At 68.8% G+C, this 20,978-nt stretch carries 13 protein-coding genes; 4 read left to right on the top strand and 9 right to left on the bottom strand.

The genetic code is table 11. The annotated features are described in order from the left end of the window. Positions 1-93: 93 nt before the first annotated feature. From E2170_RS02055 to E2170_RS02045, 3 genes are all read right to left on the bottom strand, one after another. Complete coding sequence (locus tag E2170_RS02055; protein WP_132998983.1) at positions 94-2,514, bottom strand: reprolysin-like metallopeptidase; 2,421 nt, start codon at positions 2,512-2,514, stop codon at positions 94-96. 90 nt (positions 2,515-2,604) lie between these two features. Continuing rightward, positions 2,605-3,243, bottom strand: a complete 639-nt coding sequence (locus E2170_RS02050) for a CoA transferase subunit B (protein WP_132998982.1) — start codon at positions 3,241-3,243, stop codon at positions 2,605-2,607. After that, positions 3,243-3,977, bottom strand: coding sequence for a CoA transferase subunit A (locus E2170_RS02045; RefSeq protein WP_132998981.1), 735 nt, complete (start codon positions 3,975-3,977; stop codon positions 3,243-3,245). Before E2170_RS02045 ends, E2170_RS02050 begins: the two co-directional genes overlap by 1 nt. Before the next feature lie 178 nt (positions 3,978-4,155). Here E2170_RS02045 and E2170_RS02040 point away from each other — a divergent pair, with 178 nt between their 5' ends. Then, complete coding sequence (locus tag E2170_RS02040) at positions 4,156-5,250, top strand: nitroreductase family protein (RefSeq protein WP_132998980.1); 1,095 nt, start codon at positions 4,156-4,158, stop codon at positions 5,248-5,250. Between the two features lie 13 nt (positions 5,251-5,263). On the opposite strand, the gene E2170_RS02035 is transcribed toward E2170_RS02040, so the two are convergent. The 3 genes from E2170_RS02035 to E2170_RS02025 all read right to left on the bottom strand — a co-directional run bounded on the left by E2170_RS02035 (position 5,264) and on the right by E2170_RS02025 (position 11,686). Continuing rightward, the gene (locus tag E2170_RS02035; RefSeq protein ID WP_165942128.1) at positions 5,264-6,175 is read right to left on the bottom strand and encodes a lysylphosphatidylglycerol synthase transmembrane domain-containing protein; all 912 of its coding nucleotides are present in this window, start codon (positions 6,173-6,175) and stop codon (positions 5,264-5,266) included. After that, positions 6,168-7,448, bottom strand: a complete 1,281-nt coding sequence (locus E2170_RS13745) for a polysaccharide pyruvyl transferase family protein (RefSeq protein ID WP_165942127.1) — start codon at positions 7,446-7,448, stop codon at positions 6,168-6,170. The genes E2170_RS02035 and E2170_RS13745 overlap by 8 nt, the downstream gene beginning before the upstream one ends. Before the next feature lie 68 nt (positions 7,449-7,516). Continuing rightward, positions 7,517-11,686, bottom strand: a complete 4,170-nt coding sequence (locus E2170_RS02025; RefSeq protein WP_132998977.1) for a glycosyltransferase family protein — start codon at positions 11,684-11,686, stop codon at positions 7,517-7,519. 102 nt (positions 11,687-11,788) lie between these two features. On the opposite strand from E2170_RS02025, the gene E2170_RS02020 reads away from it, so the two are divergent. The 3 genes from E2170_RS02020 (at position 11,789) to E2170_RS02010 (ending at position 14,908) form a co-directional block, all read left to right on the top strand. After that, positions 11,789-12,751 (top strand): glycosyltransferase family 2 protein, encoded by a 963-nt coding sequence (locus E2170_RS02020; RefSeq protein ID WP_132998976.1) that lies wholly within the window; start codon positions 11,789-11,791, stop codon positions 12,749-12,751. A 52-nt stretch (positions 12,752-12,803) separates the two neighbouring features. After that, positions 12,804-13,265 carry a hypothetical protein gene (locus E2170_RS02015; RefSeq protein ID WP_132998975.1) on the top strand — a complete coding sequence of 154 codons (462 nt, stop codon included), beginning with the start codon at positions 12,804-12,806 and terminating at the stop codon, positions 13,263-13,265. A gap of 95 nt (positions 13,266-13,360) precedes the next feature. Continuing rightward, positions 13,361-14,908 (top strand): glycosyltransferase family protein, encoded by a 1,548-nt coding sequence (locus tag E2170_RS02010; RefSeq protein WP_165942126.1) that lies wholly within the window; start codon positions 13,361-13,363, stop codon positions 14,906-14,908. Between the two features lie 67 nt (positions 14,909-14,975). Here the strand turns inward: E2170_RS02010 and E2170_RS02005 are convergent, their stop codons facing one another. From E2170_RS02005 to E2170_RS01995, 3 genes are read right to left on the bottom strand one after another with little or no spacing between them, the layout of a single operon-like run. Then, the gene (locus E2170_RS02005) at positions 14,976-18,779 is read right to left on the bottom strand and encodes a glycosyltransferase (protein ID WP_132998973.1); all 3,804 of its coding nucleotides are present in this window, start codon (positions 18,777-18,779) and stop codon (positions 14,976-14,978) included. A 2-nt stretch (positions 18,780-18,781) separates the two neighbouring features. Then, a complete protein-coding gene (locus E2170_RS02000; protein ID WP_132998972.1) occupies positions 18,782-20,149 on the bottom strand; it encodes an ABC transporter ATP-binding protein in 1,368 nt (455 codons plus the stop codon). Then, positions 20,139-20,972, bottom strand: coding sequence for an ABC transporter permease (locus E2170_RS01995; RefSeq protein ID WP_132998971.1), 834 nt, complete (start codon positions 20,970-20,972; stop codon positions 20,139-20,141). Before E2170_RS01995 ends, E2170_RS02000 begins: the two co-directional genes overlap by 11 nt. Positions 20,973-20,978 lie beyond the last annotated feature (6 nt).

Genomic DNA, 20,978 nt, shown 5'->3' with positions numbered 1-20,978 from the left:
TATTCTATCGCAGCCGCAGCGACCCCAGATGTGCCCGGAAATGGAAAAGGGCCGCTGCTGCGGCCCTTTATCCCTCATATTGCAAGCGAACCCTCAGGGTCCGACCAGTTCGAACTGCCAGGCACCGTCACTTCCCGTGGGGTTCAGCGGCGTCGCGCCATTGAGCAGGAACTCCTTGTACCGGCTGTTGCCGTCGATCACGTGGACCATGGTCGTTCCCGGGCCCATTTTTTCGATGGCGTAGAGATCCAGGCGCCCGTCGCCATTGAGGTCGCCGAGCTTGAAGTCCCAATCGTCAAGCCGGCCCGTGCTGGGCAGAAGCGTGGGCGTCTGGAGCAGGAAGTTCTTGAAACGGCTCGCCGCATTGAGCACGTGGACCTCGGTTCTGCCACTTCCACCATTGCGCTTGATGGCATACAGATCAGCCCTGCCGTCACCGTTGTAGTCACCCACCTCGAACTTCCACCCCAGGTCGGAGCCGGTGCCACTGAACGCTGTGGTGGCCTGAAGCAGGAAGTTCTTGAACTTGCTCGCTCCGCTCAGTATGTGGATCTCGGTCTTTCCACTCCCCCCCATCCGCTTGATCGCATAGAGGTCGAGGCGTCCATCGCCGTTGTAATCGGCCAGATCGAACTGCCAGCGCGTGTCCGTACCCGTGGAATGCAGCAGGGTCGTGGTCTGCAGCAGGAAGGTCTTGAAATTGCTGGCACCGTTCAGCACATGCACTTCCGTCTTGCCCGAGCCTCCATTCTTTTTGATGGCGTAGAGATCCTGGACTCCGTCGAGGTTGTAGTCGCCAAGCCTGAAGGCCCAGCCATAGCCGTTTCCGGTCCGGGCCAACGCGGTGGACAGTTGCCGCTGGAACCGGGTGTAGGAGTGCGCGCCGCTCAGGATGTGCAGTTCGGTGCTGGTTCGACCGTTGCGCTTGATCGCATACAGGTGCGGGCCCTGGTTCAGATTCACGACAGCACGAAACGCCGCGATGATCGGCGCCGTACTGCGCAGGCTCCTGGCGTTGTCGGCCTGGTTGGCGACGCCACAGGCACGACCGCCGCAGTAGGTGGACTGCGGGTTGGAGAAGATTCGCCACGCGGCCTGGCCAGCGTCGCCATACGCCATGACGGTGTAGAAATTGCCGTTCGCGGCAGTGGTCTTCAGACCGAAGGAATAGGCATAGCGGCCGTATTCCTGTTCACCGCTGTCTTCATCCATCGCCGATTCGCGATCGTGGTGCGAACCCATGTTGTGTCCAATCTCGTGAACCAGCGTTTCGTCGCGGCAGAAATGGCCGTTGTCGGGCGCCTGCATGCCGTTGGAATCGCTGATCGCCGCGTAGCCATAGGCTTCGTGGCCAGGCTGGATCGCGGTGCGGTCACCGCCGATGAGCCAGGCGATTCCGCAACCGTCGTGGTCGGAGTCGCGGAATCGGCGGACCAACGCCACCAGGTCCGCCCCACGGGTCTCTCGGGCCTCCCGCAGCGGTCGCAGCGATGCCGGAACTGTCACATTGGACGTCCCATTGCTACCGGTGAGCTGCTCCAGCGCGGTCTGGTTGCTGCCCGTGTCCGCGTAACCGACCTGCATGGTGCCAACAAGCCGCAGGGTGACCGCCACGCTACTGTTGACGAAGGCCTGGTTGCCCACGGTGATGAGATGGTTGAGGCGGGTCTGCGCCTGGGATGTGCCGCCCATCATGCTGGCGAAGCCGGCCGTATAACCCAGCAGCACGTCGATGTTGACGTCCCCCGGCGCTCTTTCGGCAGAGATTCCCGCCGTATCGATCGGCAGGCCATCGACAAGCTCCTGCGCAGCCTCGGCCTCCGTCCCGGTCATGGAGACGGCCGCGTCCGCCTTCGGCACCAGGTAGTCGGGACCCACCAGCCCAGCACGGATTCGCTGCTGCAGCGGCGAGAGCACGCCCTTGGCCGTGGTCGCCAGCCAGGTCTGGCCAGCATGGGTCGTCAGCCGCAGCATGTCGTCGTGGCCATAGGGAAGAACGCCGAACACGGCCTTGTCGCCGAAGGTCAGGATGCCCTCGATGCCGTTCTGGTCCCGACCGATCCAGCTCCAGTCGCCGCTGGGATGCTCGACGTGGCGCTCGTAGCTGAGATCCACCCTGCGACCATCCGGGCCGGTCAGGTGCAGGACGCCCGTGCTGATGGCCGCCAGTGCGTGGGCTTCGCTCACCCTGACCGGGTGGAAGGTATGGCCGCCCTGGCGCTGGAGAGGCCGCACGCGGTCGTAACCGACCAGGTCGCCGCGATCGACGTGGGACGCGATGGCATCCTGGCTGCGGAGCGGTACCGGCACTTGCACGCTATCGGCAGCCATCCCCGCACCCAGGATGGCGGGTGCGGCTCCGGGTGCCTGTGCCCCGGCAACTGCAGCGGCGAGGGTCGCCCCACGTTCGGCCGCATCGCGCGAGTCCGTGGCAAAGGGCGATTCAGGGGCACATGCCGCCAGAAGCATGGCGACAAACCCCGTTGATAAGGCGGAAGGGAGACGGTTGGACATGGCCGGCACTCCTTGGGCTGGGTCCCCAAGAGTACGCTTGCCTTTCCAGGCTTGCAGCACTGTCCGTCCGGCGCCCCTTCAGCGCCCTCCTCAGCCCACCAAGGGCGCGAACGGCACTCCGGTCCGCTGGCGCAGCAGGGCCTCGTCGACGCCCTCGGCCATCTCCACCAGCTCCAGGCCGGCTTCCGTGACGTCGAACACCGCCAGGTCGGTGATGATCCGGTCCACCACGCCCACGCCGGTCAGCGGCAGGGTGCATTCGGGCAGGATCTTCGAGTCGCCGGCCTTGGTGCACTGGTCCATCAGCACCACCACGCGCTTGACGCCGGCCACCAGGTCCATCGCGCCGCCCATGCCCTTGACCATCTTGCCGGGCACCATCCAGTTGGCGAGGTCGCCCTTGTCGGTGACCTCCATCGCGCCCAGGATCGCCAGGTCGATGTGGCCGCCGCGGATCATCGCGAAGGAATCATGGCTGCCGAAGTAGCTCGCGCCGGCGCGCGCGGTCACGGTCTGCTTGCCGGCGTTGATCAGGTCGGCGTCGACCCCGTCTTCGGTCGGGAAGGGGCCGATGCCGAGCAGGCCGTTCTCCGACTGCAGCCACACGTCCACGCCCTCGGGGATGTGGTTGGCCACCAGCGTCGGCAGGCCGATGCCGAGGTTGACGTACATGCCGTCGGAGAGCTCGCGCGCGGCGCGCTGCGCCATCTGGTCGCGGGTCCAGGCCATCACTTGCCTCCTTCGCGCACGATGCGCTGTTCGATGCGCTTCTCGGGGGTGGCGTTGACCACGATGCGGTCGACGTAGATGCCGGGCAGGTGGACCTGGTCGGGATCGATGTCGCCCACCTCCACCAGCTCTTCGACCTCGGCCACGCAGACCTTGCCGGCCATGGCGCAGGCCGGGTTGAAGTTGCGCGCGGTCTTGCGGAACACCAGGTTGCCGGCGCGGTCGGCCTTCCAGGCCTTGACCAGGGCCACGTCGGCGGTGAGCGCGGTCTCCAGCACGTAGTGCTTGCCGTCGAACTCGCGGGTCTCCTTGCCCTCGGCCACCACCGTGCCGTAGCCGGTCGCGGTGAAGAACGCGGGGATGCCCGCGCCGCCGGCGCGCAGGCGCTCGGCCAGGGTGCCCTGCGGGTTGAACTCGAGCTCGAGCTCGCCGCCCAGGTACTGGCGCTCGAACTCCTTGTTCTCGCCCACGTAGGACGAAATCATCTTGCGGATCTGGCGGGTCTCCAGCAGCTGGCCGAGGCCGAAGCCGTCCACGCCGGCGTTGTTGGAGATCGCGGTGAGCCCCTTGACGCCGGAGTCGCGCAGCGCGGCGATCAGCGCCTCGGGGATGCCGCAGAGGCCGAAGCCGCCGACGGCCAGGGTCTGGCCGTCGGCGACGATGTCGGCAAGGGCGGAGGCCGCGTCGGCGTGGACCTTGCCGGCCGGGGCCGCGGTGTTCGCGGATTGGACCATGTCATGGAGCCCTGGATGAACAGGATTCCCATTCTAGCCGCCGCAGGTGGCCACGACAGGGGACCTTGGGACAATGGCCGCCCGGTCTGGAACCGGATCCGGACCCGATGTCTGGCAAAATGCACGCCCCCTCCCCTCCCATGCCCCGTCCGGCATCCGCCGGGCCAGCGCCTCCCGCATGCTCAACCGCCTCAAGCTCATCGCCAAGCAACTCCTCGCCATCGTCTGGGTCCGCCGCGCCTACGAAGGCACCCTGCGCGCCGTGCTCGAGGTGCTGGCGGCCAACCGCCTGTTCTCGCTGGTCTACAGCGTGCTCAGCATCCCCTCGTTCAACCGCGAGCAATTCGCGGTGCTGCGCGGCCGCCGCGACTACTACCGCAACCTGGGCCGTGTCCGCGCCACCCGCACCGAGCTGCGGCGCAACGTGCACCGGCTGGAGAAGGGCATCCTGATGCAGCCGCGGCGCCCGGTGTTCGCGCTCGACTACCTGGTCGAGACCATCGAGTTCTACGAGCGCGCCACCCGCCAGCACGCCGACGGCGCCGACGGCGACATCGGCGAGCTGACCTGGGCCTACGGCGTGCTCGGCAGCTACTTCTCCATCGTCGACGGCGCGAACCCGGTGGTCGCCGGCGCAAAGGCGCGCTACGAGGCCACCCGCGCGCAGTTCAACCCCGACGACAACGGCAAGGTGCCCTACCGCCGCGCCGACAGCGCGCAGAGCAGCGCCAGCTACGAGGACCTGCTGTCGCTGGCGCAGCGCCGGCGCTCGGTGCGCTGGTTCGAACAGCGCCCGGTGCCGCGCGAGCTGGTCGACCAGGCGCTGCTGGTCGGCCGCCAGTCCCCCTCGGCCTGCAACCGCCTGCCCTACGAATTCCGCATCTTCGACGACCCGGAGATGGTGAAGCAGGTCGCCGCGATCCCGTTCGGCGCCGCCGGCTACGGCCACCAGGTTCCGACGATCGCCGTGGTGGTGGGCAGCCTGAACCACTACTTCAGCCCGCGCGACCGCCACGTCATCTACGTCGACAGCGCGCTGGCGGCGATGCCGTTCATGCTCGCGCTGGAAACCCTGGGCCTGGCCTCGAGCGTCATCAACTGGCCCGACTTCGAGCCGCTGGAAGCGAAGATGCAGAAGGCGCTCAACCTGGACTACGACGAGCGCGTGATCATGCTGATCGCGATCGGCTATCCGGATCCGGAGGGGCTGGTGGCGTACTCGGAGAAGAAGTCGCTGGACGTGATCCGGCGCTGGAACGACCTGGGGCGCTGAGCGCCTCCCGGACTCAGGCGTCCCGCTCCACGCGGCGCAGGCCCAGCAGCGCGAACACCCCGTCCTGGCCCAGCGCCAGCGCGAGGTCCACCACCAGGTAGACGATGCGCGCCATCACCGTGACCGCCAGCGCCTCGCCGGCCGGGACATAGGGCATCAGGCCCAGGGTCAGGATCGCGTCGCGCACGCCCAGGCCAGCCGGTGCGATCGGCACCATGAAGCCGACCGCGTAGCCGGCGGCGAACAGGCCGATCGCGAACACCGGGCCCACGTCCAGGCCGCAGCCGCGCGCCAGCACCCAGAAGCCCAGGCCCAGCAGCAGCCAGATGCCCGCCTGCGCCGCCACCGCGCGCAGCGGCGGCCAGGCCAGGCGCGCGTAGCGCGTGAGCAGCGCGCGCTTCCAGATCGCCGCAACCGCCACCGCCACCAGCGCCAGGCCGAAGCCCATCCCCAGCCACCAGGCCACGAACGCCGACAGGCTGCCGGTGAGGATGCCCACCAGCGCCGGCCCGGTCAGCACCGCGCCCACGACCGAGGCGCCGGCCACGATCCACAGGCTCTCGCAGACCAGGGCGTCGCGGATCGGGCCGTACTGCGCCCCCAGGTGGCGGTAGGCCGCGGCGCGCCCGATGAACTGCCAGATCGAGCCCGGCAGGTACTTGCCCAGCTGGCTGAGGTTGTAGAGCCGGAAGGCGTCGACGAAGCCGATGTCGATGCCGCAGCGGCGCGCGGCCACGTGCGCGTTGATCCCCAGGAACAGCTTGGCGGCCGCGGTCAGCACCAGGCTGGACGCGATCCAGCCCCAGCCCAGGGTGCGCAGCATGGCCGCGATGTCGTCCCAGGAGCGGGCGATGATCACCGCAGCGGCGACCAGCACGGCCGCCACCCAGAGCCACTTCGCGGCGAAGACCAGCCGGTTACGCAAGATCGGCGCCGAGCGACGGCGTCAGCAGCGCCGCCACCGGGCGGTCGGCCGAGGCCTTGACCTCCGGCAGCGCCGCGGCGATCGCCGCGCGCATCGCCTCGCGCTGCTCGTACACGCGCTGCACGCTGGCGCGCAGGTCGGCCGCCGACATCGCCTTGTAGTCCATGACGTTGCCTTCCAGGCCAAAGCGCGCCATCACCTCGGCGTACTTGTGGCTCCAGCCCAGCACCGCCGCCGGCACCTGCAGCGACAGCGCGCCGACCATGGCGTGGAAGCGCGACACCAGCACTGCGTCCATGCCGCGGATCACGCGCTTGATCTGCGCGGTGTTCATGTCGAGGTCGAAGGCCAGCAGCCGGCTCTCGCTGCCGACGGCGTCGCGCACGCGGCGGATCACCGGGAGGTCGTTGTTGCGCTCGGCGTCGCCGGCGGCCGCGCGCGTGGCGTTGGGGAACAGCACCACGGCGTGCCCGGCGTTGAGCAGTTCCGACACCAGCACCGACAGCACCTGCTCGTAGTTGCCGCCTGACTTGCGCGACTGCACCGCCACTACCGAGCTCGGGCAGATGCCGATGATGCCGCCGCCCTCGCCCGGGCGCAGCGCCTCCATCTCGGCGAAGCGCGCGTCCAGCGCCGGGCCGCCGTCGCGGGTCAGGCTGTAGGCATCGCGATGGTTGAAGGCGATGTCGTCGGCCTGGGCGAAGCGCAGGCCCTTGAAACCCGAGCCTTCCAGGTGCTCGCGCGTGCGCGCGCCGCGGGCCCACAGCATCCGGCACATCGGCAGCACCAGGGAGGCCAGGGTGCGGTTGGCACCGTTCCGGTAGGGGCCGGTGGCCTGCGGCATCTTCACGATCGGCGTGCCCAGGAACCAGGCCGGCAGCAGGGTCAGGGTGTTGAACGGCAGGAACTTCTCGCGCCCGTCGATGAAGGCCACGCCGGCCAGGTCGACCAGGGCCGTCGACTCCGCCAGGCCGCGGATGTCGGCCGGGGCATGGCGCAGCACGCCGGCGCCGAACAGCTTCTTCAGCAGGCCGAACAGCAGGGCCAGCGGGAACAGGCGCAGCACCAGCGCTGCCGGTGTCGAGCTGTGCAGGCTGAGCGCCGGATCGTCCACGACCAGGCGGCGATCGTCTTCGGGGTAATAGGTGAAGACGTGGAAATGCAGGTCCGCGCGATCCGCGCGCAGGCGGCCGACCACGGTTTCCAGCATGGCTTCGGCGCCGCGGTTTCCGGACAGGGTCGCGGCGATGATCGAATAGGCGCTGGCGGCCACGGAACCTCCGGTAACAGGGTCAGGGGCGGTCCGGACGCTCGGCCCGGACCCGAAGGCGCGCAATTCTATCAAGCCGCCGGCTGGCCCGACGGCCGCGACGCGTCGCGCAGCAGCACCGCGAGCAACGCGACCGCGCTCCCGGCCAGGGCCACGAACACCATGGCGACAAACCAGGGCGGTGCCGGCGCCCAGGCCAGCCACGCCTCCCAGCGCACGCCCAGGGATGCCCCGGCCGCGCCCCAGTGCGCACCCAGTACCTTGGCCATCGCCGTACCCGCGAACAGCGCGAATGCGGCCCACAGCACGACCGGCAACCAGCCGCGCATCCTGGCCGGCAGGCTTGCGGCGAACGCCAGGGCCAGCCCCGCAGCCACGCCCGCGATCGCGAAGTACAGGTAACGGCCCTGGATGCCCGCCGGGATACCGGTGCGGGCGAAAAGCCCCCAGGTGCTGTCGAGCAGTACCAGCAGGCCCAGCAGGAACGGTCCCACCAGCAGCAGCGCGTCCGCGCGGCGCCCGGCGAAGCTGCGCCGCCGCACCAGCAGCAGTGTGATCCCGGCGAGCAGGATCACACTGGCGGTACCGGTGATCCACAGCGGGAACGGCATGCCGGGCTTGATCGAGAGCGTGGCCCAGAACCGGGTCGGCAGCCGCTCGGACAGTACGCGCAGCCAGCGCATCCCGTCGCCCCCGAATGTCAGCGGGCCGTCCTGGAGCAGGGGGACGTGCCCGGCAGGCTGCATCGTGCCGTACTTGAGCAGGTTGGCCAGCCACCACCATCCGCCGAGTGCGGACAGCGCGGCGACGATCCCGAGTGCGATCGCATACCGGGTCCATGCCCGGCTGCGCCAGGCACCCACCAGGTAGGCCAGGCCCACGAACGGCACCAGCAGCAGGGCCCAGGCCTTCGAGAACAGGGCCAGCGCCAAGGCGATGCCGACCCAGCACGCCGTGCGATGGCGCGCGTCGCCGGTGGCGACGGTCACCACGCCCAACGCCACCACCGCGCAGACGATGTTGAGCAGGCTGTCGTTGTTCACCGCGCCGCTGATCGCAGCCAACTGCGGGATGCATAACGGAACCAGTGCGGCTGCGGCCATGGCCGGCCGGTCGCCGCCCAGGCGGCGCACCGCCAGCGCCGCCAGCAACGGCAACCCCGCCATCAGGGCCACGCCGAACAGGCGCAGGGCGAGCACGAAGAGGTCGAAACGCCAGCCCGCTGGAATGACCGAGGTCGCGGCGGCCGCCAGCAGGTAATACCCGGGTGGATGCTGCGACATCTGGTTGTTGGCGCCAGACGGCAAAGGTTCGCCAATCGCGTCGAAACTCGGCCGATCCGCGCGTGCGACCGCGTCATCCGCTTCCAGGCGCGGATAGTGGTTCGGCCCCTTAGGCAGGCCGGCATGGCGCATGCTCCGGACCACGTTCTGCTGCAGTCTCAGCTCCTTGAATCCGGGCCAGTCACCCTGCTCCTGGAGATGTCTCACCGCCCCCACGTGCCAGGCCTCGTCGGCTGATCGATAGACGGGGAGCAGCAGCGACCAGCCTGCCAGCAGGCACACCCAAGTGGCCGTTGCCAGCCAGACGCTGCGCGGCAACGGCAGCTGCAACCGCCCCTCCGCTCCGGCTGGCGCCGTGGCACCGGAAGCCGCACCCGGGCTGGGCGCCCGCGCACGGTGCGCACCGGCAAGCATGTTCCGCGCCCAGGGGAATGCCGTGCCCCCTGACTCGATCGAACGTACCGGCCATGCCTTCGTCCTGCGACCCCATGCGACAAGACCGGCGCAGACCAGCCCGACCGTGGCCAACCAGGCGAGCAGCGGTCCGGCCGCGATCGCCCGGTAGTTGAACTCGATGCGCGCCGGGCCGGCCACCGGCACGGCAGGCAGCACGCCGGCGAACCGCCCGGGTTCAACCCGGACCCCGTCGACCGTGATACGCCATCGCCGGGTTGCCTCCATGGGGACCACGATGTGGCCGGCGGCCTCGCCCGTGTATGCGAGGGTGAATCTGGACGGCCGGTATTCAAGGATGTCCACCGCATCGCTGCCAGGGCCCGGCAAGGTCGCACCGTCCGCAACGAAGTATGGCCCGTTGGGACTGCGCGTGTTTTCCCAGACGTCGCTGTAGGAGCCTTCGAAGACCTTGCGGAAATGCGCCGGACGCGCGCTCGACGCGAGCACGAAGTCGATCACCCGCCCTGACGGCGCGCCACCGACCTGTACCTGCCTGACGGAGCTTTCCGGATCGACCTCGCCCGTCCACGCCGTCAACGGGCGCCCGGCGGCGCCCGGCTGGTAGGCGACGTCGAAGGTGTAGCGTCCCGCCGGCAGTATGTGGTCGCCCTCGAACGGCACGGTCAGGTACTCGTTGTCACGCGCATCGCCGGCATCGACCCGGCCGCGCGCGACCTCGGCACCGCCCTCTTCCTCGCGCAGGACCACTTCCACCGCCCCGTCGATGTCGGTCGCCTGGTGGGTCCCGACGCGGATCCGCAGCGAAGCCAGCTCGAACGGCCTGCGCAGCGCAAAGGGCTGCACCCAAGGACCCGACCCGGGCAGGTCCGCGAGCGGCTGCATGGCCTGGCCGCTGCGCACGCCCACCAGCGCACGCCCCAGCCCGGTCTTCTGGCTGACCATCAGGTAGCGGACGTTCATCGACGCCAGTTCGTCCGCGTCGAGCCGGATGTCGTTGGCGCGGACCGCGGACGCGGTCGGCGTGACGAACGGGTTGTTGGCCATCCTGGCCAGCTGCTCCCGCAGCGCCTCCGAACGGAAGCGGTGTGCGAACCACTCGCGCAGGCCATAGGCACCCACGGTGCCCGCGATCAGGTGGCTGTTGTCGGCGATCACGTAGTCGAACGGGCCCTTGTGGGCCAGAACATGGTCGATCGCCGGTGTGCGCGGATAGTAGTGCGCGGCCTGCGCCGGCCCGTTGAACTGGCGGAAGTAGCGGATCTGGTCCACCACCTGCCAGCACAGGAGCGCCAGGATCACCACGCCCACCGGTGCCTCCCGCAGCGCCGGCCGATGCCGCAGGGCCTGTCCGAGCTTGTGCAGGACCGCCGCCGCCGACATGGCCAGCGCCAGCCCCAGGATGGATATGGCACGCGACCAGGCGTTGCCGGACAAACCCGGGACCCAGGCAAGCCGGGACGGAGGCACCAGGCCGAACACCAGTACCACGGCCACCAGCCCCAGCAGCAGCGCGAACAGGCCGAGCAGGAAGGCCCCCTGCCTGCGCACCCACACCAGGGCGAAACCGGCAAGCGCCAGCACGAAACCCACCGCACCGACGTACATGGCCGACTCGACCTGGGGCTTGTCGAACGCGGCCCCCGGGAAGAACAGCCCGAAATGCGTAGCCAGGCGCAGCGGGCTTCCACTCGCGCGCGCGCTGGTGTCGAACTGGCCCAGCCAGCCAATGAACACGGCCAGCGGAATCGCGGCCAGCAGGAACCCGAATGCCATGCCGACCGCGGCCGGCACGCCGGCCCGTGCCGTTCGCCTGAGGCAACCGGTGAGCGACCGCTCGTGCGCGGAGACGGCCACCGACAGCATCAGCGCATAAAGCACCGCCGCGCCCAATACGAGCAGACTCACGAACGGGAAGCCGCCACAGAGCACGAGCGCGGTCGTCGCAGCCACTCCGACGACCGCTCGCGGCCGCGGCGACCGGATGGCCGAATCCACGGCCAGCAGCAGCCACGGCGCCCATAGCAGCACCAGGGTGTGCGACCAGAACAGCCAGGCGGCAATGAAGCCACAGAACTGGAACATCACCGCGCCAAAGCCCGCCGGCAGGCGGTCAACGTGACGCCGCAGGAAGAAGTACATGCCGACCCCGGCGAGGGTCAGGTTGAGGAGCACGGCCAAATACAGCCCCAGCGCGGCGGATGGCGCGGCGGCGAACACCCCGAACGCAGGACTCAACAGTCCCGAGGTCAGCTTCAGCAGCGCCGCGTCACCGCCGGCCGAGGCATCGTTCCACAGCGGGAGCCGCCCCTGCCGCAACTCGTTGCGCGCGAAGGTCCACTGCGGCAGGCGGGCATCCAGGACATCCGAACGCTGCGGATGGCGCACCTCCGCCTTCGGCACCGCCGAGCCCCAGGCCGGATAGCTCGCCAACAGCTCGACCGGCGTCGTGGTCTGGCCACGAAAGGGGTTGGCACCGATCGCGACCACCGCCAGCAGCCCGAACAGGAGCCATGTCCACAGGATCCGGAGTCGAGCGGGCATGAAGAGCCTTGAATACGAGGGGACTGGGCATTCTATCGCGGTCGCCCGATGGACTCAGCCGCAGCTGCACTATAATAGGGGATTAACGCCAGAAACCTGCCCATGAAGCTCATCATCCAGATCCCCTGCCTGAACGAAACCGGCACCCTGGCCATCGCCATCAACGCGCTGCCGCGCGAGGTCCCCGGCTTCGACACGGTGGAATGGCTGGTGATAGACGACGGCTCGACCGACGGCACGGCTGGACTGGCGCGCGAGCTCGGCGTCCACCACGTGGTCCGCCACCCCGTGAACCGTGGTCTGGCCGCGGCCTTCATGACCGGCATGGACGCCTGCCTCGCGCTGGGCGCCGACGTCATCGTCAACACCGATGCCGACAACCAGTACGAAGCGCGCGACATCCCGCAGCTGACCGCGCCGATCCTGGCGGGCGAGGCCGACATGGTCATCGGCGCGCGCCCGATCAGCGAGACCGAGCACTTCTCCTGGATCAAGAAGCAGCTGCAGCACCTGGGCAGCTGGGCGGTGCGCGTGGCCAGCAAGACCGACGTCGCCGATGCCCCCAGCGGCTTCCGCGCGATCTCGCGCGAGACCGCCATGCGGCTGAACGTGTTCAACCCCTATACCTACACGCTGGAAACCATCATCCAGGCCGGCCAGAGCAACCTGCGCGTGGCCTCGGTGCCGGTCCGCACCAACGAGGACCTGCGTCCATCGCGCCTGGTGAAGAGCATCTCCAGCTACGTGCGGCGTTCGCTGGTGACGATCTTCCGCGTGTTCGTCACCTACCGGCCGCTGTTCTTCTTCTGGGTCGCGGCGCTGCTGGCGGTGCCGGGTGTGCTGATCGGCGCGCGCTTCATCTACCACTACCTGAGCGGACAGGGCGGTGGCTACATCCAGTCGCTGATCCTTGCTTCGCTGCTGCTCACCCTGGCCGCGCTGGCAGGCATGTGCGGCCTGCTGGCCGACCTGATCGCGACCAACCGCAAGCTGCAGGAGCGGATCCGGGTGGACGTGCTGAAGGCGCGGCTGGGCTCGACCCAGGCGCCGGGAACCCATCGCTGAACCCTCCCCCGCGAGCCCGCCAACACCCCTTCGCCTGCCTGGAACACCCGCCATGAAGCTGACGCCCCTGTCGCTTGTCCTGGTCCTCGCCGCCACCGTCACCGCCTGCCAGAAGGACGGGCCGTCGGCGGCCACGGCGCCCGCGGACACCGGCGCCACTGCCGCTGAAGCCGCGGAAGTGGCCGACCCGATGGCCGAGGTGGTCTGGGACGACTCCGCCGCTCCGGTGGCCGGAACGCGCGTCGAAATCAACCCGGACCCGACCCCGTTCTGCGAGGGCTCGCGGCAGGTGGTGGAAGTCGAGTGGGATGTCGCGGCCGCCGAGCCGGTCCATCTGCAGCTCTGGGTCGAAGGAGCCCCCGGCCGCCGCAAGCTGTGGACGGCCACGAAGGCCCTGACCGACTCGAAGCGCACGGGGCCTTGGGCGACCGAAGGCATGAGGTTCATCGCGCTGGACGCCAAGAGCAAGCGAGTGATCAACTCCGCCACGGTCACCGCTGCGGACTGCCCCTGAGTCAACCACCACCCTGGATATACGCCATGGCCTTCGCTGACAGCATCCTCCGCGGCCAGCACGGGAGGTCGCCCCGCCTGGCCAGCGTCGCCGTAATGGCGGTGCTGTCGCTGGCGTGGACGCTGATGACCCTGTGGGATTTCGGCCTTCCGGGACTTTACTTCGACGAGGTCAACCACTACGCCTTCATCCCGGGCCTGCTGTCCGAGGAGGCGGCGCGCCTGCCGCACTACAGGCTTGCGGACAACTGGCTCGACCTCAAGGACGGCGTGAGGCAGTACCCGATCCTTGGCGGCACGATCTACAACTCGCTGCTGCGGACCTACATCGGCCTGCCATTCTTCCTTGCCGCCGGCTTCTCGCTCGAGAGCATCCGCATCTTCTCGGCCCTCTTGGGCCTGGCCGCGATCCTGTCTTCGGCGTCGCTGGTCGGCCGGCTGTTCGGATGGTTGCCGGCACTCCTGTTCGGGCTGGTGGTCATCACCGATCCCACGAACGTGTTCTCCCTGCGTGCGCAAGGCGGCCTGTTCTGGATGCTCATCCTGTTCGCCACCCTGGCCGCCCACGCGCTGCTCGTCGCCTGGCAGCGCCGCGAACTCCCGCCATGGTGGACTGCCATCGTCGCCGGAGCCTCGATCGCACTGGCCGTCGCCAGCTACTTCGTCGGCGTGTTCGTGGCAGTTCCGTTGGTGGCCTGCGGCATCGCCATCTACTGGCGCCACCCGTTGCGCCTGGCGGCCTTCCTCGCCGCCGGGATCATCGCCTATTCGCCGGTGCTGTACGCGCTGTGGTCGATCCACATGCACACGCCACAGCACTTCGCCAACTTCGGCCATGCGTCGCTGGATCCGTCGCGTCCCGCGATGCCGTTCGCGGAAGGCCTGAAGAAGGCGCTGGACAAACTCCAGGGTGCCCTTGGGAGCCACCGTTTCGCCGGATCCATCGTCGGGGGCCTGCCCCGCGACTTCTCGCTGCTGCGCATCACGGCGCTGGTGGCGGCGATCGCAACCTGGCTGGTGGTGGCGGCCCGGGGGCGAATCGGGGGAAAACCCCGGGGCCTGTTCCTTGTCGTCATCGCTTTCGTCGCGACGATCCATGTCTTGGCCCTGCTGAAGCTGACTTCGCTGAACCTGCACCACCTGATTCCGTTTTCGGTCCTGCTCACGATGGCCGTTTGCTGCCTGGCCGCTATCCCGGGGATCCCTCGCGTGGTGGCGGCATGCGTCGTCGCGATCCTGCTGGCTACGAATTCGATCGCAATGTCCGACGCGCATACCAGTCTCCAGCGAACCGGCGGCCGCGCCTACCACAACGAAACCTATTCACTGCCAGCCTCGCTGATGACAGAAGAGGCGTATCGGGACCATTACCCGGTATTCGCGGCGTGGGGCTTCCACCTGCAGTATCTGTTCCAGACCCGCGGCGAACGCCCGTATGCCTTCATGGCCAGGCCCAATCCCGACCGGATCAGGAAGCTCCTGGGCAAGCATGGGAAGCTTGCCGTCTTCGTCGACCGACGGGATCGCGACGCCTTCCTCGCCGGGTTCCAGCCGGATTCCGAAACGCGGTTCCAGCAGCGCGACGGCCAGTACCTGTACAGCATCATGCTGCTGTCCGCGGCTCCGGGTCCGTCACCTCCCTGACGACCACGCGACCGGCCACCGGACATGGGCGGGCGTGGCCATGGGTGCGGCCGTCGTCGCGCGGCACCTAGCCTGCGGCGTGCCGCGGCGGTCTGGCGAGTATCTCGCGCCGCTCGTCCACGTCCGCATAGGGCGTGGGATCCATGAAACCCGACAGCGCGCCCCACACCGCCTGCGGCGAGAAGCGCCGGGCGATGAAGTCGCGCGATTCGCGCGACACCCGTCGCCATTCGTCGTCGTCGGCCAGCAGTTCGAGGATGCGGGCGGCCATGGCTTCAGCGTCGTCGCAGGCTGCGAGGAAGCCGGCGGTCTCCTCCTCCATGCCCTGCACGCCGTAGGACGTGGTGACGCAGGGGATGCCGTGGTGCATGGCTTCGAGCACCTTGCCCTTCATGCCACCGCCAAAGCGCAGCGGCGCCACGACCAGACGGGCGCGCGCGTAGTAGCCGGCCAGCGCTTCCTCGGTCACGTAGCCGGTGACCTCGACGTGCTCACCGGCCAGGGCCTGCACCGCCTCGGTGGGGTTGGAGCCGACCAGCGACAGGCGCAGACCGGGGTGTTCCCGGTGCAGCAGGGGCAACACTTCGCGAACGAACCATTGCGAGGCATCCACGTTCGGCGGGTGCGCGAAGCCGGCCACGAACAGCAGGCCCTCGCGTTCGGCCAGGTTGTCGGCGGGATCGTCGCGCTCGGCCTCGTAGGCGTACAGGGGCACGGTCCGTGCTTCCGCGTCCACGTCGTTGTCCGCCAGCCATGCGCGCACGTGCGCCGTCTCGCCGTCGGCCGGGTACAGGACCAGGTCCGCGCCGCGCCACATCGTCTGCTCCCAGCCGCGCTGGGTTTCGATGTCGTCGGCCAGGTGCCGGGTGGGCAGCACTTTCATCTGCTCCTGCAGGCGCAGGTGGTGGATGTCGTGTCCGTAATAGACGATGCCTGCGTTGGAATGCCGGCGCACGGCGTCTAGCGCCTGGATGCCGATGTGCGGGCGGCTCAGCACGACATAGTCGAAGTAGCGGCCGTTTTCCGCGAACCAGGCCTCGAAGCCCATGCCGGCGTACTCCGGACCATGGAAGAACTCGATGCCATGGCGTTCCAGCGCGCGCGCGTAGACCGGGTCCCAGGCCAGGTTCTCGGGCCAGAACTTCACCTGCATGCCCTGGCGCTGGAGCACGCTCATCAGCTGCCACATCGCGCGCGAACCGGCGTCGCGATCAGGCTGCGGGGCGTAGTGGTCGACCACCAGCACGGTCTTGCGCAACTGCGAGCGCTCGCGGGCCAGGAACACGTGCTCGCCGTTGGCGAAGTGCCCGCGGGCCAGCGTGTCCTTCCAGCGTTCGGCCAGCTTCCGCAGGTTGGTGAGCTGGTGCGCCTTGATGCCGCTGCCGGTGTCGGTGCCGTGGCTGACGCCTTCGTGGTGCACGACCACCGATTCGGGCTGCAGGTAGACCGGGCGCCCGATCGCGCGTGCGCGGAACGCGAGGTCGGTGTCTTCGCAGTAGGCCGGCAGGTAGTGCTCGTCGAAACCACCGAGGGTGCGGAACACCTCCGTGTCGACCAGGATCGCCGCGCCGGAAATGTAGTCGGCCTCGTGCACGTAGTTGTACAACGGCCGCGAGGGGTCGTCGTAGCGGCCGAAGTTCCAGGCGCTGGCGTCGCTCCAGACGATGCCACCGGCTTCCTGCAGGCGGCCGTCGGGATAGACCAGCTTCGAGCCGACGATGCCGGCCTGCGGGAACAGCCTGAAGGTGTCCACCAGCGCATCCAGCCAGCCCGGGGTCACCGTGGTGTCGTTGTTGAGGAAGCAGATGTACCGCCCCCGCGCCATGTGCAACGCCTGGTTGCAGGAGCGCAGGAAGCCCACGTTCTCCGGGTTGCGGTGGTAGCGCAGGCCCGGGGTATGGGCGAAGCGGTCCATCTCGATGTCACCTGACGCGTCCTCGAGCAGCAGCACCTCGAAGGACTCGCGGCCGGCGAGGTGCATGATCGAGCGCAGGCAGTCCAGCGTATGGCGGAACTGTCCGTAACAGGGCACCACGATGGTCACGCAGGGGTTGTCGACCTCGGGGAAGCGGAGCTCCGGGACCGGCAGGGCGGCGCGGCTCAGGCGCGGTGCTTCGACACCTTCCACCAGGGTCACCGGCAGGGAAGGATCGGGCGGCGGCACTTCGACAATCCCGCGAACGGGCACTTCGGGCTCCGTACCGCGGCGTGCCAGCAGGCCGACGGTGCGCCGCAGGGGCCGCGTCATCTTCCAGCTGCTCGACGTCAGGACCGCCTGCAGGGTCTGCTGCAGCCGGTCATAGGCTTCGCTTTGGGCCTGGTTGGCACCGGCCAGTCGCTCCGAAACCTCGCGCAGGGCGTCGGCCAGCGACCATGCACGCTGCATCTCCGCTTCCAGCAGCGAGCTCCAGTCGGAGGATTCCTGCAGCCGGATCTCGAGTTCCCGGCGGGCCATGGCGTGCCCGGTCTCCCGGGCTGCGATGTCCTCCCGGAGCGTGCCCTCCAACGCCCGCGCATTGGCCAGCTCGGCCGTGAGGTTGCGGACATGGACATTGGTCGACTCGAGAAGCAATCGCTGCTGGTTGTGGTCGCTCTCGAGCGATGCGGCCCGCCGCGACTCCTCGGCCAGTGCCTGCCTCGCCTTCTCCAGCCCGCCCTCGAGCGACTGCGCCCACGCCGTGCGCTCGTCGTACTCCGATTGCAGCTTCGCATGGCGTTCCGCCGCTTCCGCCAGCTTCGCGTCCAGAGATTTCGCCCACGCCGTGCGCTCGTCGTACTCCGACTGCAGCTTCGCATGGCGTTCCGCCGCTTCCGCCAGCTTCGCGTCCAGAGATTTCGCCCACGCCGTGCGCTCGTCGTACTCCGACTGCAGCTTCGCATGGCGTTCCGCCGCTTCCGCCAGCTTCGCGTCCAGAGATTCCGCCCACGCCGTGCGCTCGTCGTATTCCGACTGCAGCACCTCATGCACTTCGACCAGCGACGCCAGTTCGGACGACTGCGCCTCGAACTCGCGGTTGGCCTCGACCAGCGCGGCAGCACGCAGCGCCGGCAGGTCGCCGGGCTCCAATGCGAGGATGTCGTAGACCTCGTTGGCCGGCAGCGACACCGGCGCGGCGACCTCGCGGCCTTCATGGTCCAGGAACAGCAGGCGCGCGCCGCCGGCCGTCGTTCCGACCTCGGCGTTGCGGGAGCGGCTGCTGCCGACCACCAGAAGGTCGTCGAACACCAGCAGGCCACGCACGTAGGAGTCGAGCCGGATCGCGGCGACCTCGGCGAAGCCTTCGTCGTAGCAGCGGACCACGCCGGCCTCGGAATCGCACAGCCACAGCCGTCCTGCCGCGCTCACCAGCGAATGCGGCTGGGACAGGCCGCGCACCACCGTGCTGCCGCTGGCGAGGTCCACGACTTCGCCGGCGCCTGCGGTGCGGCCCTTGTACTCCCGATGACTGCTGAAACGCCCGAACATCGACGCCAGCCAGCGGCCTCCGTGGAAGGCGGTCGAATTGAGATGGCAGGCATCGGACTCACCGGGGACCGGCGTCCAGCGTCCGGCCTCGCGCCAGTCCGCGCCGTAGCGGATCACGGCGTTCTCGCCCGTGGCCACGACCAGCGCACCGTCCCCACTCCAGGCCACATCGTGGACATCGAACGCGGTGTCGCCCGGCGCGAAGCTCTGCAGTGAACCGTCGGCACCGAAGCGGCGCACCATGCCGCCCTTGCCCGTCTGCCGCCCGACGAGGATCGCGTCGTCGGCACGCGCCAGCCCGGTGCTGTCGACGTGGCCGAGGCGCTCGACGCGCCCGTCGACCACCAGGAACAGTCCGCCCCGGTTGGGGCTGGACACCAGCAGTGGCACCCGGGACGTGGTCATGCTCAGCGCACCTCCAGCGGTTCGCCGCTGGCCGCGTCGGCCACTCCGATCACCGCTTCGAGGTCGGCCACGCCCTGGCAAGCGCTCTTGTCGCCGATCACCGTGATGATGACCGCGTCCACGCGCCGGTCAAGCGCGAAAATCTCGTGGCCCTGATCGTCGAACTTCGACACGCCCAGGGTCACGAAGTACTGGCCCGGGGTCAGCCCGCAGCGCAGGTCGAAGTTCGCCACCACCACGCCGGGCTCCCTGCGGACCATCAGCGTGCCGGTGGTGGAAAAGGTGTTGGCGGCGTACACCACCGTGCCGTCGACGGTCGCCACCCGCATGCCGAACACCAGCCGGTCGTTGGGCTCCCGGATCTCGTAGCGGGCATGGATGCTGAAACGCTCGCGCCCCGACAGCACCGGACCCTGGCCTTGCGGACCAAGGATCAGGAAGTCGCAGGTCGCCGCGCCGCCGACGCCGATGCGGGTCTCGTCGCGGTTGTAGCCCGCGCGCTGGTGGAAGCAATCCACCGCCCCACGAGCGACGAATTCGGCCAGGGCCGTCTCGCCCGCGTCCACGACCTCGGCGGCAGCGGCGCCGGACGGCGCGGCTGCCGGCCCCGGTGCGGACTCCGCCGGCGCGCTGTTGTCGCCGAAAACGCGGCGCAGATACTCGCCCACCGCGTTCCGGGCCTCGCCGTCGTACACCAGGCGCCCGTGGTCGAGCACCACGCCACGATCGCAGAGCTGCAGCAGCAGGTCGGCGGCGTGGGTCACGAACAGCAGCGTGCAGCCGTTCTGGCGGAGTTCCTCGATGCGCTTGTGGCACTTGCGCTGGAAATAGATGTCGCCGACCGCGAGCGACTCGTCGACGATCAGGATGTCCGGGTCGGTATGCACCGCGACCGCGAAGGCCAGTCTCACGAACATGCCGCTGGAATAGGTCTTGACCTGCTGGTCGACATAGTCGCCGATCTCGGCGAAGGCGAGGATGTCGCCCATGCGTGCCTGGATCTCGCCCTGGCTGAGGCCGAGCAGGCTGCCGTTGAGCAGGATGTTCTCGCGCCCGGTGAACTCGGGGTTGAAGCCCGCGCCCAGCTCCAGCAGCGCGGCGATCCGGCCCTGCACCTCCACCGTGCCCGCGGTCGGCGTCAGGATCCCAGAGATCAGCTGCAGCAGGGTCGACTTGCCCGAGCCGTTGCGGCCGATGATGCCGACCGCTTCGCCGCGGCGGATGTCGAGGCTCACGCCCGAAAGCGCCTGGAACTCGCCGGCCGGCCGCGACTTCGGCCAGACCATGTGCAGCATCTGCTGGTAGGGATGCTCGAACGAGGGGAAGGCCTTGCCGACCCCACGGACGCGGATCGCCAGGTCAGAGGACATCGGCGAACCCCCGGCTGGTCAGCTTGAACCAGCCGTAGGCGAGATACATCGCCACGAGCCCACCCACGGCGTACGCCGCCAATCCCTGCCAGTCCGGCAGCACCTGCCACAGCGCGACATTGCGCGCCTGGTCGATGAAGAAGGTCAGCGGATTGAGATGGAACACGAGGCGATACTGCTCAGGGACGGATTCGACCGGGATGATCGCGGAAGAGAGGAAGAACATGCCCGTGACCACCACCGGCACCGCCTGGCCGATGTCGCGCAGGTAGACGCCCAGCGCCGAGATCACCCACGTCGCCGCGATGGTCAGCATCACCAGCGGCGCGAGCACCACCGGGAGCAGGACGATGTACCAGGAGAAGACGCCGTAGACCAGGCCCGCCAGAAGCACGAACACCAGCAGGTTCATGGCCATGTGGAACAGCGCCGACCACACCACCGCCCAGGGCAGCACCGGCAACGGGAAGATCACCTTCTTGACGTAGTTCGCGTTGCCCTGCATCAGCGACGGCGCGCGGGACACGCACTCGGCGAAGAAGCCGTGGACGATGATGCCGATGAACAGCACGATGGCGAAGTTCGCCGCCTCGCCCTCCGGGCGCACCCAGCGGCTGCCCAGGATGTGGCCGAAGGCCAGCGCGTAGATCGCGAGCATCATCAGCGGGCCGATCAGCGACCAGAACAACCCGAAGTTGGCCCCGCGGTAGCGGCCGAGGATATCGCGCCAGGCCAGCTGCGCGGTGAGGCTGCGATCCCGTCCGAAAGCGCGAAACGGCCCGGCCAGAAAGTGGCCGAGCCGCCCTGCCTGCGGCCGGTTCACGACCGC

It is taken from the genome of Luteimonas arsenica (genome assembly GCF_004352825.1).
GTDB classification, from domain to species: domain Bacteria; phylum Pseudomonadota; class Gammaproteobacteria; order Xanthomonadales; family Xanthomonadaceae; genus Luteimonas; species Luteimonas arsenica.
The sequence above is the reverse complement of the archived record's forward strand: the minus strand, read 5'-3'. Positions and strand labels throughout refer to the sequence as shown.